The 13,905-nt window shown below is 52.8% G+C and carries 11 protein-coding genes; 3 read left to right on the forward strand and 8 right to left on the reverse strand.

All coding sequences use genetic code 11. The features are described 5' to 3' along the window. The first annotated feature begins 70 nt into the window (after positions 1–70). Positions 71–1,033, forward strand: a complete 963-nt coding sequence (locus F0P93_RS06260) for a threonine ammonia-lyase (protein WP_150875482.1) — start codon at positions 71–73, stop codon at positions 1,031–1,033. 21 nt (positions 1,034–1,054) lie between these two features. Here F0P93_RS06260 and F0P93_RS06265 read toward each other — a convergent pair whose 3' ends face one another. The 6 genes from F0P93_RS06265 to F0P93_RS06290 form a co-directional block, all read right to left on the reverse strand. Continuing rightward, positions 1,055–1,444, reverse strand: coding sequence for a response regulator (locus tag F0P93_RS06265; RefSeq protein ID WP_150875483.1), 390 nt, complete (start codon positions 1,442–1,444; stop codon positions 1,055–1,057). Between the two features lie 702 nt (positions 1,445–2,146). After that, positions 2,147–5,305 (reverse strand): efflux RND transporter permease subunit, encoded by a 3,159-nt coding sequence (locus tag F0P93_RS06270; protein WP_150875484.1) that lies wholly within the window; start codon positions 5,303–5,305, stop codon positions 2,147–2,149. A gap of 127 nt (positions 5,306–5,432) precedes the next feature. Further along, positions 5,433–6,515, reverse strand: coding sequence for an efflux RND transporter periplasmic adaptor subunit (locus F0P93_RS06275; protein ID WP_150875485.1), 1,083 nt, complete (start codon positions 6,513–6,515; stop codon positions 5,433–5,435). 7 nt (positions 6,516–6,522) lie between these two features. Next, positions 6,523–7,776, reverse strand: coding sequence for a TolC family protein (locus tag F0P93_RS06280; RefSeq protein WP_150875486.1), 1,254 nt, complete (start codon positions 7,774–7,776; stop codon positions 6,523–6,525). Positions 7,777–7,884: 108 nt separating this feature from the next. Beyond that, positions 7,885–9,252 carry a sensor histidine kinase gene (locus tag F0P93_RS06285; RefSeq protein ID WP_150875487.1) on the reverse strand — a complete coding sequence of 456 codons (1,368 nt, stop codon included), beginning with the start codon at positions 9,250–9,252 and terminating at the stop codon, positions 7,885–7,887. A 4-nt stretch (positions 9,253–9,256) separates the two neighbouring features. Then, on the reverse strand, positions 9,257–9,943 hold the full coding sequence (locus F0P93_RS06290) for a response regulator transcription factor (protein ID WP_150875488.1): 687 nt from the start codon (positions 9,941–9,943) through the stop codon (positions 9,257–9,259). A 279-nt stretch (positions 9,944–10,222) separates the two neighbouring features. Here F0P93_RS06290 and F0P93_RS06295 point away from each other — a divergent pair, with 279 nt between their 5' ends. Further along, complete coding sequence (locus tag F0P93_RS06295; RefSeq protein WP_150875489.1) at positions 10,223–11,260, forward strand: sugar phosphate isomerase/epimerase family protein; 1,038 nt, start codon at positions 10,223–10,225, stop codon at positions 11,258–11,260. A gap of 115 nt (positions 11,261–11,375) precedes the next feature. Here F0P93_RS06295 and F0P93_RS06300 read toward each other — a convergent pair whose 3' ends face one another. Both F0P93_RS06300 and F0P93_RS31455 read right to left on the reverse strand, forming a co-directional pair. Then, positions 11,376–12,332 (reverse strand): sugar phosphate isomerase/epimerase family protein, encoded by a 957-nt coding sequence (locus tag F0P93_RS06300; protein WP_150875490.1) that lies wholly within the window; start codon positions 12,330–12,332, stop codon positions 11,376–11,378. A gap of 82 nt (positions 12,333–12,414) precedes the next feature. Further along, positions 12,415–12,591, reverse strand: a complete 177-nt coding sequence (locus F0P93_RS31455) for a hypothetical protein (protein WP_191908741.1) — start codon at positions 12,589–12,591, stop codon at positions 12,415–12,417. 267 nt (positions 12,592–12,858) lie between these two features. On the opposite strand from F0P93_RS31455, the gene F0P93_RS06305 reads away from it, so the two are divergent. Next, positions 12,859–13,848 (forward strand): alpha/beta hydrolase, encoded by a 990-nt coding sequence (locus F0P93_RS06305; protein WP_150875491.1) that lies wholly within the window; start codon positions 12,859–12,861, stop codon positions 13,846–13,848. Positions 13,849–13,905 lie beyond the last annotated feature (57 nt).

Raw genomic sequence — 13,905 nt, forward strand, 5'->3', positions numbered from 1 at the left:
TCTTTACCCGCTGGTCTTTATTCTCTTGTCAAGTCTGTCTTGTCGATTTTTTAACCCGTAACGTCCCCTCATGATTACCCTCGAAACCATCCAGGCGGCTCACGACCGCATCCGGTCACACATCCACCGCACGCCTATTCTCACCAACCGGACCATCAATACAATTAGTGGCGCTTCCATTTATTTCAAACCGGAAAACTTTCAGAAAATCGGTGCGTTCAAGGCGCGGGGTGGTTTGAATGCCATTCTGCAACTGTCGGAACAGGAACGGTATTACGGTCGCACACTTGGCCCTGTCACCACGCATTCGTCGGGCAACCACGCACAAGCCGTGGCCTTTGCCGCGCGGCAGGTTGGCACAAAGGCTTACATTGTGATGCCCCGGACGGCTCCGCAAGTCAAGAAAGAGGCTGTGCGGGACTACGGTGCGGAAATTATCGAATGCGAGCCAACGCTCGAAGCCCGCGAAGCCGGTGTACTGGAAGTGATGGAACGGACCGGGGCGGTTTTGATCCACCCATTCGACGACGACCGGGTGATTGCCGGACAAGCTACTGCTACCAAAGAATTGATTGAAGATGCCGATTACGATTCGTTTTTCGATGTCATCATGGCACCGGTCGGGGGTGGTGGGCTATTGAGCGGAACGGCCCTGGCTACGCACTACCTCAGTCCGCAAACGAAGGTGATTGCCGGAGAACCGGAAGGCGCCGCCGACGCCGTGCTGTCATTCCAAAGTGGCCGGGTTGAAAAAGCACCTTACATCAAAACCATCGCCGACGGCCTGATGACCAGCCTGAGTGAGCGCACCCTGGGCTACATCCGGCAGCACGTTTCGGACATTCTGACGGTTTCGGATGCGGAGATTATTGCGGCCATGCGGCTGGTTTGGGAACGGATGAAGATCATTATCGAACCCTCCTGCGCCGTTCCGCTGGCGGCTTTGCTGAAACACAAAGACTGGTTTGCCGGGCAAAAAGTGGGCATCATTCTGACCGGCGGTAACGTCGATCTGGGCAAACTTCCGTTTTAGTGACTGACTATCCGGCAAAAATCAGACCGGACACAACTGATTTGTCAACTGAACCAGTTCGCTGTAACGCGTAGGTTTGACGAGGACGGTTCCATTGGAGGCCTCATTGGCCCGCAGGTTATCGATGGTTTCGAAGGAAGAACCCAGAATTACGGTTGGTATTGTACGAAGTTGGCTACTCAGTTTCAGCCGTTTCAGCGTTGCAAAACCGTCCATCACGGGCATATTCAGATCCAGAATGATCAGATCCGGCCGGTCGGCATAGTCCGTCAGGTGATCCAGCAATTCCTGCCCGTTGGTAAACGTATAGAGCAAACAACCGGGATGGTGTTTCTGGAAGGCTTGCCACAGCATAAACCGGTCATCGTCGTCATCATCGACAATAAAAACAAGACGGTGTTTTAACAGCATAATGAATTTGATTTTAGAGTTGACCGCTTTCCGAACTCATTCTCAACAAGATAGCCGACCCAATCATTGGATCGGCTACTCCCTTTCTACCTAAAACGCTAAAGAAAACACACAAAATCTGACAAGAGAGGTGAGACTAGAGAAGAAAGACATTTAGAGTATCGTAGATTTCGTTTCTTTCCTCTCTTGTCTCACCTCTTTCGTCTACGTAAGCACTCGCCTTTTTCGAAGAACCTGCTGGCGACACCACTGCAGTAATTGTATACGCTCCGGCGGAGAGAGCCACCGTAAAAGTTTCCGCAATTCTTTTCGGAAAAGCCGCCGGTCGAAATCAACTTTATTCAGTACACACTGACTATATTCAAACCAGGACATATCAAGTAAGGGTTAAGTATTTCTACAAAGATGAGATACGCATCTTAAAACCCGCTTAGAGCCCGATTAAAAAAAAATTAGAATTTTCTGGCAAAAGAAATAGCCGGTCCCCAGAGAAGAACCGGCTATCGGAATCACCTGAAATTAGCAATGTTACTCGCCAAAAACCTTCTATTGCAAGGAGATCAAAGAGGTGTGATCAGAGAATAAAGACTGATTGAACAGCGCATAATTTCAGGTCTTTCCTCTCGTGTCTCACCTCTTTGATCTCAACACAAAATTGATGCGGCTACATTAGAAAACGCTTAGAGCCGTCTTAGAAAAATGTTAATTCGAGCCTTCCAAAAGCTCCGGTTCACGTCGCCAGGGTTTCGGATGGGTTTCGGCCTTGCGATAGAAAAACCGGTACAAAATCGGAAAAATCAGCAGCGTTAACACCGTAGCCGTCATCAGACCGCCAATGACGACCACCGCAAGCGGTTTCTGGGTTTCGGAGCCGATCCCGGTCGAAACAGCGGCCGGCAGCAACCCAATGGCCGCCATCAAGGCCGTCATGACCACCGGACGAATCCGGCTCTGGATGCCCTGCCGAATGGCCTCGTCGAGCGGGAGTCGGTCGGCCCGGTTCTGGTTGAAAACCGATACCAGAATCACGCCGTTTTGCACACAAATTCCAAACAGCGCAATGAACCCCACTCCCGCCGAAATACCGAAATTGATGCCTGTTGCGTGTAGCGCCAGAATGCCGCCCATCAACGCAAACGGCACATTCAGCAACACCAGACCGGCATCTTTCGGATTGCCGAACGTGATGAAAAGAATGACAAAAATGGCCGCCAGACTCAGCGGAACCACCTGTCCTAGCCGCTGGGTGGCCCGCACCTGGTTTTCAAATTCGCCCGTCCAGTTGACCGAGTAGCCTTTCGGCAATTTTTTCAGCTTCTGGTTGACTTTGCGCTGGGCTTCGGCAATGGTACTTCCCAGATCGCGCTCCCGGACGGAGAATTTGACGCCAATAAACCGCTTGTTCAGATCGCGGTAGATGAACGCCGGGCCGGTGGTTTTGCGCAGGGTTGCAATCTCGCTGAGCGGTATTTTACTCCCGTGCATCGTTGGCACCATCAGCCGCATGATGTCGTCTTCGGTTTTCCGGTACTGCTCGGCGTAGCGCAGCCGGATGTCGAACCGGCGCTCCCCCTCATACAGAATCGAAGCGGTTTTTCCACCAATCGCCATCTCGATCACCGCCTGGGCATCAGCCGTTGAAACCCCATAGAGGGCCATTTTGTGGTCATGAAACAGCACGCTGATTTCGGGCTGGCCGATGTTCCGCAGAATACCGACGTCCTTGATACCCGGCACATTTTGAATCGCTTCGATCACCTCATCCGCCAGTCCGTTGAGCGTCGTCAGATCCTCTCCAAAAATCTTGACGGCATTCGACGCGTTCATTCCGGCCACGGCTTCGGCCACGTTGTCGATGATCGGCTGGGAATAGTTGTAGTTAATTCCCTGAAACTGTTTAAGTTTCGAATCCATTTCTTCGATCAGGTCATCGGTGGAAAGCTTGCGCCCGGTCCGGCGATCCGGCCAGTCGTCTTTCGGTTTCAGGTTCACCTGCATCTGAACATAATAGAAACCGGACGGATCAGTTCCGTCGTTGGAGCGTCCGGTTTGCGACAATACCCCGTTGACCTCCGGAAATTCCATCAGCTTTTTTCGCAGAACACGCACCATTTTGGTGGTTTCACTCAGCGACGAACTCATCGGCAATTTGGCTTCCACCCACAACGCGCCCTCGTTGAGCTGCGGCAAAAACTCCGTTCCCAGCAAGGTGGCAGAGAAAAACGTCAGGCCCAGGCAAGCCGTAGCCAACAGAAAACTCAGTCGTTTCCGGGCATAACACCATTCAAAACCGGCGGTAACGGTGTTGGTAAAAAACCGGACGATGAAATTGTTCTTCTCCCGAACGTTTTTCCGCAACAGCATGGAACACAAAACCGGCACCAGCGTCAGCGTAAACAACAAGGCCCCCAGCAAGGCAAAACCGAGCGTCCAGGCCAGCGGAGAGAACATTTTGCCCTCCACTTTCTGGAACGAAAAAATGGGCAACAGCGCCGTAATAATGATCAGTTTGGAGAAGAAAACCGCTTTGCCCAACTCTCCACCGGTTTTTTTGATCAGCCCGAGTTTGGTCATCCGATTGAAGGTCGCCATGCCTTTTTTGTGCGCCAGATGGTCGAGCGTCACGAAGATTCCCTCGACCATCACCACGGCCCCGTCGATGATGATTCCGAAATCGACCGCGCCCATCGACAGCAAATTGGCCGACATGCCCCGCAAACGGAGACACATAAACGCAAACAGCAACGCCAGCGGAATAATGATGGACACGATGACGGTGGTACGCCAGTCGGCCATGAACACAAAGACGATGACCGTCACCAGAATGATGCCTTCAGTCAGGTTGTGCATCACCGTGCGGGTACAGAACGCGATGAGGTTGTCGCGGTCGTAAAAGGTCACCATTTTCGTGTCCGACGGCAGAATCCGGGTGTTCAGCTCCTCGATTTTATCCTTCACCCGCGTCAGAATCTCGCTGGGATTTTCGCCTTTCCGCATCACCACAATGCCTTCCACCACGTCGTCGTTGTCGTTCAGACCCACCTGCCCCACGCGTGGCAAGCTCGACTCGGCCACTTCGGCCACGTTTTTCACCAGAACCGGGTTGCCGTTCAGTTCTTCAATGATGATGTTTTCGATATCGGGAACCGACGTCAGCAGGCCGACGCCCCGAACCACATAGGCTTGACCGTTTCGCTCGATGACATCGCCCCCGACGTTGATGTTGCTGCGGGTGATGGCCTGGTACACTTCCAGGGGCGTCAGGTCGTATTTGGTCAGTTGCGTGGGATTGACCCGGATTTCGTAGATTTTCTCCTGCCCGCCAAACGCTACGACGTCGGCCACACCGGGTACACTGCGCAATTGACGATCGATCACCCAGTTGTGCAACGTCAGCAGCTCCCGGCTGTCGCGGGTTTTGCTTTCCAGCGTAAACCGGAAAATTTCACCCGTTGGGCCATACGGCGGCTGCACATCCGGCTCGACGGTTTCGGGTAGCGTCACGGTGCGAAGCTGATTGTTGACCTGTTGCCGGGCAAAAAAGTCTTCGACATCGTCTTCAAATATGATTTTGATGACCGACAATCCGAACATCGTGATGGACCGGACGTTGGTTTTTTTCTGCACCGAGTTCATCGCTACCTCGATGGGCACCGTTACAAACCGCTCCACTTCTTCGGCACTCCGCCCGTTCCATTCTGTCACGACGATAATCTGGGTGTTGGTAACGTCGGGAAACGCTTCGAGCGGTGTATTCAGATAGCTCACCACACCGGCGATGATGAGCCCGGTGGTCATAAAAAAAATAAAAAACCGGTTTTTGAGCGAAAAGCCGACGATATTCCGAATGAACCTGTTCATATTCTCAATGAGTGATTGAGCGAATGAGTGAGTAAGTGACTAAATAAATAGGGGAAATATGCTATCGGCAGGCAGAGTATTGCGATTTTATTCGCTCACCGCGCGGGCGGCCCCGTCACTCATTCACTCAATCGTTAAGCGCGTCGTAAACCAGTAGCTGATTCTTCGAGATGACCTTTTCTCCTGTTTTGAGACCGGAGCTGATGTAGGCAATGTCGCCCAGAAATTTGTGGACGTTAACCTCCCGGGTTTCGATGTCGGAGCGGCTACGGAACACCATGACGTAGTATTTCGAATTGTCGAAAATAACCGCGGTGGAAGGCACCGTTGCCATGTTTGCGCCGTCGTCGAACCGCAGGGCCACCGTCGCGTGCATCTCCGGTTTGAGTTTCATGGTTTCGTTTTTAAGCCGGATGCGGATCGTCATGGCCTTGGTTCCGGGGTCGAGCACGCTGAAAATCTTATCAACTTTTCCATGAAATTGCAGATCGGGATAACTCAGCGTTTGCACGTTGGCCGACATCCCGGCTTTCACCCGGCCAATGTCGCTTTCGTTGACGTTGGCCAGCACCCAGACGTCGCTGATCTGGCCCACCGTGAACAGGTTGTCGGCGTTGTCGGAGCGCAGTTGCATGTCCCGGTTGACGTTTTTCTCGATCACAAACCCATCGATCGGTGCCCGAACCACGTAGGTTGGTGTTTTACCCAGGCCGTAAATCCGAAAAATTTCCTTGACCCGGCTGAGTTCGGCCTGTGCACTTTCCACGTCTTTCTTCGCCGAAACTACTTCACGCTGTGAGTTTAGTTTGCTCTCGAACAGGTCTTCCGCCACGCTCAGATTTTTCTGCGCCAGCAGCAGATCCGACTGTGCCTGAATCATTTGCCGCTCAAAATCAGCCACCTCACCCGACCGGATCACGGCCAGTTGCTCCCCTTTTTTTACGAAGTCGCCCAATTCCACATCCACCTCTTCCACCACCCCCCCGACCAGCGGAAACACCTTGATCACCTTGTTTTCGTCGGCGGCCACCTTGCCCACCAACGTCAGCTCGCTCCGGACCGGCTGGTTCAAAACCGTGTCCAGATGAATGCGATTCATCATCGTATCCGACATCATAAACGCCTTTGCTTCGTTTTCTTCCACTTTCTGATGGCAGGCCGTCGCCAGCCCCAGTGTTCCCAGCAATAGACCGCTAACGAGTTTTTTCATCCTGTTTTTAGTTAAAAAGCTCCTCCCCTACGACGTAATTCAGTTCTTCATACGCACTGATGCGGTCCGCTTTGAGCCGGTTGAGTTCCTTGGTGCTTTCGTTGTAGGTCTCGATGAGGTCGATAAACTCCAGCAGGGAGATGTTACGTTTCTGAAAATTGGCAAACAGACCCTGGTTCAACAGCTCAAATTGTTCCGAAAACCGCGACTCGACGGATTGCACCGTTCGCTCGACTTCCTGGACTTTTTGCAAGGCCGCCAGCACTTCGTTGTTCACCTGCACGGCTTTCTGGTTCTGAATCTGTTTCTGGTAGTCGATCTGGCTCCGGGCGGCTTTGATGGCGCCCTGGTTGCGGTTCAGAAACGGTAAATCCATCGCCACCGAAACGCCGAGGTAATTCGGAATGTAACTTCCCGCCTGATCATACGTTCCGCCGACCCGCAGGTCTGGCACCGCCAGTGCTTTTTGCAAGGTGTAATTCAGTTCCGATTGCCGGGTCAGCGACTGGTTGGCAAGCACATCCGGCCGGTTCCGCAGTGCCCGGTTTCGCAGCGAGTCGACCGGCTGATTGGGGAAGCGGTATTGCTGGAGTTGGGCTTCGTTGACCAATGGAAGAATGGGCTGATCGACTGAAAGTAAGGTTCGTAAAAACTGCTGGTTTTCGGTCTGGCGAAGCCGGATTTCCAGCCGGTCGTTGTTCAGTTGAAATAGCAGGGCCTTCAGCCGGAGCAGCTCGCGCAACGACACGTTATTTTTATCAAATTGCTGCTCAAAAGCCGCAACGGTTCCCTGTAAGGTGGTAATTTGACGGTCGTAGCGCGCGAGGGTTTCCTGCTGAAAGTAGAGGTCGAAAAACCGGCTTCGGAGTTCAAACCGAAGTGAGCGAAGCAGATCGGCAAATTCGTAGTTGTTCAGCCGGGCCGCTTCCTGAGCCAGCGAAATCCGTTTGTTCCGTTTCCCGGCGGTATACAGAAGCTGCTGCACCGAAATGATTTTCTGCCCCTGCCGACCCACGTCCAGCACCCGGCTCCGCTCCGTATTGTAGGCGCTCACCTCCACCGAAGCCGTCGGATTGTCGTACAAACTGGCCTGAATAATGTCCGCCTGTCCGGCTTCGATCCGAAACCGGCCTGCCAGCAGCAACAGATTATTTTTTAGAAACAGACTGTCGGCCTGCCGTCGGCTGAGCCGCAACGTATCCTGCGCCCGGCCGGTTAGCGACAGCAGGCAGATACTACTAATAACAGCTAAAAATCGCATTCAATTGGGTTCGCACAATGCTGATGCAAGGTTCACCCAAAGAAGTTAGAAGGCTGTTAAAAGCGAATTAGAAAAATGTTAAAGAGCCGTTAAAAAAAAATTAGAGGCTCAAAGATGGGCGATCCGGATAGTGAACTGGCTGCCTTCATTCAGGCGGCTTTCCACCTGAATTCGCCCCTGATGCAGTTCCAGAATCCGTTGACAAATGGAGAGCCCGATGCCAAACCCCTCATAGCCAGCAGCATTGGCCGACCGATAAAACGGTTCAAAGATCAGTTCGGTTTCCTCCGGCGATAAGCCGATTCCTTCGTCGCGAACACTTACCCAACACAAACGGGCATCCGTACCGAGCCGGACATGGGCGGTATGATTGGCGGAATATTTACAGGCATTGTCCATTAGGTTCAGCAAAACCCGTTTCAGCAACTCTTCATTCCCCGATACGGTTGTTTCGGTTTCCGATTCGGGCAGGTTGTCGTAATCGAATTCTATGCGATACTGGGGTTTGGCACTCAGCAGCTCATCCCGGGCCAGCAGCACGACTTCCTCCATCTGCACCGGGGCCAACGGCATCTGGCTGATGTTTTCGAGCGTTCGGGCCAGAAATAACAGGCTGTTGGTCAGCCCGATAAGCCGATCGGCGTCCGAGAGTAAATTGGTCAAAATGGTTTCGTATTCGTCGGCATTCAACCGGCGGAGGAGGCCCAGCTGAATTTCGGATTTGAGGGCCGCCAGGGGCGTCCGGAGTTCGTGAGATGCGTGGGAAACGAAGCTGCGCTGTTGCTCGAAAGCCTGCTCGAGCCGCCCCAGCACGGCGTTGAAGTTGACCGCCAACTGATCGATTTCGTCTTGGCGGTCACCCTCATCGAGCCGTTGCCGGAGGTTCCGGGCGGTAATGGTCGAAACCTGGGTGTTGATCTCGTCGATGGGCCGCAGCGATTGCCCGGCGAAGAAAATGCCCAAGCCGATGGTCAGACTAATACCGCCCAACAAACCCCAGATCAACGTGAACCGGAGGTTTTTCTGTTTGTTCTGCCCAACGCGGTCATTGGCCGACGCGAGCACCACCAGCTTTCGCCCGCCTTCTTCGTATAAAATCCCGGCCAGTTGGTTGTCATCGCTCCAGGTTTCAACTTCTTTCAACTGCCGAACCTCATCCAGCAGTCCCCGCTGGTAATGAATGATGTGGTCGTCGACGCTGGAATAGATCAGGCGGTTTCGTTCATCGAACACCAGCACTTTTTCGTCATACAGGGCCGTGAGCGTATTCCGGTCGATGATTTTGAGCAGATTGTGATCCACTTCGTTAACCTGAATCAAAAACCGGGCGGTGGTGAGTGCCTTGCTTTTCAGGCGGTCATAGAAATCATCGCGGCTGTAGGTGGCGGTGGTTACGTAAATAATGACCGAAAAGGCCAGCAAAATGGTGGCAACGATGAGCGAAAACTGAAGCGCGATCCGGTTTCTGATCTTCATCTGCTTACTCCACTTTTAAAACGTAACCCATACCGGCGCGGGTGTGAATCAGTTTCGGCTCAAAATCCCGATCCATTTTTTTGCGTAAGTAATTGATATACACCTCCACGACATTCGTACCGGGATCAAAGTTGAGACTCCAGACTTTTTCGGCCAGATCCATTTTGGAAACGACCCGGCCCCGGTTGCGGACGAGGTATTCGAGCAGAGCAAACTCCCGGGCGGTTAAGTCGATGGGGGTGTTGCCGCGTTTGACTTGTTTCGTGGATAGATTGATTTCCAGATTCGCGATGCGCAACACCTCATCGGCGACACTTTTATCGATCAAATCCGCCCGCCGGAAACAGGTTGCCACCCGGGCATTCAACTCCCTGAAATCGAAGGGTTTTACCAGGTAATCGTCGGCTCCGCGTTCCAGTCCTTCCACTTTATCTTCAATTTCGCCCAGGGCTGTGAGCATGATGATCGGCAGATGCGGTTTTTCGGCCCGGACATTCCGGCAGATTTCGTATCCGTTCAGTCCCGGCAGGTTAATATCCAGAATGATCAGATCGAACGGTTGCCGCAACGCCAGATCTCGCCCGTTGTACCCTTCGTAAGCCACCTCGGTCTGGTATCCCTCTTCCATCAGACCCCGGCTGATGTTTTGGGCAATCCGGCGGTCATCTTCAACGATCAGAATAGTTTTCATACGACTTCGAAATCAGGACAAATACTGACTAAACAACACAACCTGCCCGGACGGTTCTTGAAATCCAAATTCTAAGGGTATTCTAATGCGGCCTCCCTGCCCGACGGCTCCCGCATCTCAGTGACTTTAAAGTCCAGCCTGTCGGTTCTGCCGGTTTATTGGTCGGTGTTTCCGGCTCACTCGTCTATTTCTCTTGTACATTCACCTGAAAAAGTATTACTTTGACTATTTAGTAACGTGACCATTTCGCCATTCAATCAAATCTACCGACTTAAAACGATGGAAAACCAACCCACTCGCCGTCAGTTTCTGGGTGCCACAGCCGCTTTGGTTTCCAGTGCCCTGCTTGCTCCTCCAAAACTGTTTGGCGCACCGGCCCTGATCCGCAATCTAAACAAACCCAACTCCCTGATCAATGGCGTACAGGTCGGGGTCATTACGTATTCGTACCGGGATATGCCCGACCAAAGTGCCGAAGCCACCCTGCAATACGTTCTGGATAGTGGCATCAGCGCCATCGAGTTGATGGGTGGGCCGGCCGAGTCATTTGCGGGCGCTCCCAAAAATACGGTCGATATGCGGACGATTTTCCCATTGATGCGGAAACGGCGCGAAAACCAGACCCTCACCGATGACGAACAGAAAACGCTGGCGGATGCAGATGCTAAAATGAAAGCGTACCGGGCGGAAGTGGCCAAATGGCGGCTCTCGGTTCCGATGAGCAAGTTTGAGCAGGTCCGCAAGATGTACAACGCGGCCGGTGTTACCATCTACGGATTCAAGCCCGACGCATTCGGCATGCAGAACACCGACGCTGACATCGACTATGGCATGCGGGCGGCCAAAGCACTGGGGGCCAATCAGGTTACGCTCGAACACCCGGCCAACGATGCGCATACGCTTAAACTGGGGCAAATGGCCGAGAAACACGGTTTACGGGTTGGCTACCACGGCCACGAGCAGCAAACGCCCACGTTTTGGGACACCGCGCTCGCCCAATCACCGGGCAATGCCATGAACTTCGATCTGGGTCACTACCTGGCCGCCGGTCAGCCCGACCCGCTGGGCTTAATCCGGCAGAAACACACCCGGATTTCCAGTATGCACATTAAAGACCGCCAACTACCGGCGAATGGAAAAGGTAATTTGCCCTGGGGTCAGGGTGATACGCCCTTGCTGCCGGTTTTGAAACTGATGCGCGAGCAGAAATATACATTCCCGGCCACGGTCGAACTGGAGTATAAAATTCCGGAAGGCTCCAATGCCGTCGCCGAAGTGAAAAAATGCATGGACTTTTGCCGCAATGCGCTGAGCTAAAAAACTTTAAAAGAGGGAATGATAAATATCAAATGATGAATATTAAATATAAAAATGCCGGAGTTGCAATCACTTTAACATTTTACATTCATCCTTTATTATTTAGCATTCCCTTTCACCCCAATCCCGCCGATTTCAGCATGCCCCGCAGCGTCTGTAAATCCGTCTGCATAGCCTGATAGATTTTCTCGCGGGGAATTGTGATGGCGCGTTTGCCCTGATCGGCACCGCCCAGCGGGTACTCCAGGTGCAGCGAAATCGGAACGCGGACGTTCAGTTTCTTCAGTAGGGCAAAATAAGCCGGAAAATCGACCATACCCTGTCCCAGCCGTACACTTTCCGCTTTCCATTTTCCTTCCTTTTTCTCCCAGATCACGTCCTTGATGGCGATAAACCGGATGTGTGGGGCAATCATCCGTGCGCCCGTTGACCAGGACGTCCCGCCCTCTACCGTTGCATGCCGAATGTCATACTGACTGCCCATATGGGGGCTATTGATTTCATTGAGAACCGTGGCCAGATCCCAGGTGGCCGAACCGAAGTTGGTTCCGGCGTGGTTTTGATACGCTCCTGCCAGATTCAGTTGCTGGTTTAGCTTTGCCAGTTCGCCAAGTTGCTTTTGGTAGTTCGTCAACACCGCCTGAATGGGTTGGTCGGTTGGATACGCCAGCCAACCCGTGCGGTAATACCGGATGCCCTGCTTGCTGGCGGTTTCCAGCACCGTTCGGGCCGTCTCATCAACTTTGGTAATGGCAGTCGTAATCGTAGACACGTTCAGGTTCCGCTTTTTCAGGATGTCGACTGCTTTCGGCAAATCGGTTTGCACCCGGGCCGGTTCAACGTGTCCATCGGGCCGAACCGTCAGGTCGACGCCGTCAAAACCGAGATCGGACGCAACCGTCGCCAGTTCGGTATAATCCAGGAAATGAAGGAGTTTCGAGAAAATATGGATGCTATAGGGAGCAGCATCGGCCGGTGCCTGCGAAACCGCCCTGGTTTCAGCCGCCGAACCAGCCAGACTGGTCGCCAGCAACCCTTTTAACATAGCACGACGTTGAAGCAGAAGCGGCATAGCATTAGGGAATAAGTATGCCGATAAGGATTTTTAGGTGCTGATCTACTCAGTGACCATGACGCAGAATGATACCCATCCCCTACTCCGCCTGCTTCGCTTTTACGATCAATACAAACAGCACCGCTACCGCCGGAACCGTTAAACCGCCCGCGATCAGGGCCTGGCGGTTGGTGCTGAAGCCATCCGCAATGCCCGAATACAGGTTGATCATAATCGCAATAAAGAGGAGGGCAGTTAAAATAGGTAAGACTTTCATGGCTTTCTGTATACTTTAGTGTTAGCATGTTGACAGATTCGGTTACTATATGACGGAGCGATGTGCCACTTGTCACACCGCGAAGGGTAAAAAAACTTCGGCCGCTGACCCCGGCTGTCTGGTTATTGGCCTGCTCCTTTTCGGCCAGACGGGTTTGTAAAACCGGTGGCCTATTCGTGACAAAGTGTTTGTAAAAATCGGTATGTTTGCCAGTCCAAATGAGGGACGGTTTTACGCGTTCTTCCTGCTTCTTTAATCTGGTAACTCATGCTGATGCTGCGCCGAATCGGGCTGGTTTTGCTCGTCCTGTTTATTCTGCTGAATATCGTTTCGGCTTTTCATGCTTCCCGCTTTACGTATTTTTACGACAACCCAGACCAAACACCGGCACGAAAAGCGGAGGACTACTCGACCAGCGAACTCATCCAGGCGGCTTTTTTTGGCCTGAAACTGAAGAAATCGGTCGTCAGCGATACCCCAAAAATCCCCTACGAAACCATTCGGCTCACCAACGAATACGGTCAGAAACTGGAAGGCTGGTACATTCCGGCAGAACAGGCCAAAGGCACGGTGATTCTGTGCCACGGCCATGCGTCGAACAAATCGAAAATCCTGTGCGAAGCGGACTATTTTCACGCCCTGGGCTACAACACCCTCTCGTTCGACTTCCGGGCGCACGGCAATTCCGGGGGCAACATTTGCACCATCGGTTTTCGCGAAACCAACGATTTGAAAGCCGCTTATGATTTTGTGGCAAAGGGAAATGAGAAAAACATCATCCTCTGGGGCGTGTCGATGGGAGCCGCTACGATTCTGAAAGCCATTCCCGAACACGGATTGAAACCGACGCGGGTCATTCTGGAATGTCCGTTTGCCTCACTCTATGACGCCATTCAGGGTCGCCTTCGGTCGATGCACCTGCCAGCCCATCCGGTGTCAGAATTGCTGGCATTGTGGGGCGGCATGCAGCGCAGCATGTGGGTGTTTGGCTACCGGCCCTCGGAGTCGGCCAAACAGCTCACGATGCCGGTTTTGCTCAACTGGGGCGCGAAAGACCCCCGGGTGCTTCGACACGAGACCGACGCCATTTTTGAGAATTTAGGTACTCGCCGGAAACAGTTGGTGGTTTTCGAGAAGTCGGCCCACCAGTCGTTTTGCACCGTCGAAAACGCGAAGTGGCAGGCCAGCATCAACCGTTTTTTGCAAACCAGTCCTAAACCGGCCCGTCAACCGGCGACCGAACTTCAAGCCCGGTGAGGTGGTTTATGCCCGAATAAATCACGATAAATAACCCAAACAAAGCCGTTGATCAGT

It is taken from the genome of Larkinella humicola, from assembly GCF_008727875.1.
GTDB classification, from domain to species: Bacteria; Bacteroidota; Bacteroidia; order Cytophagales; family Spirosomataceae; genus Larkinella; species Larkinella humicola.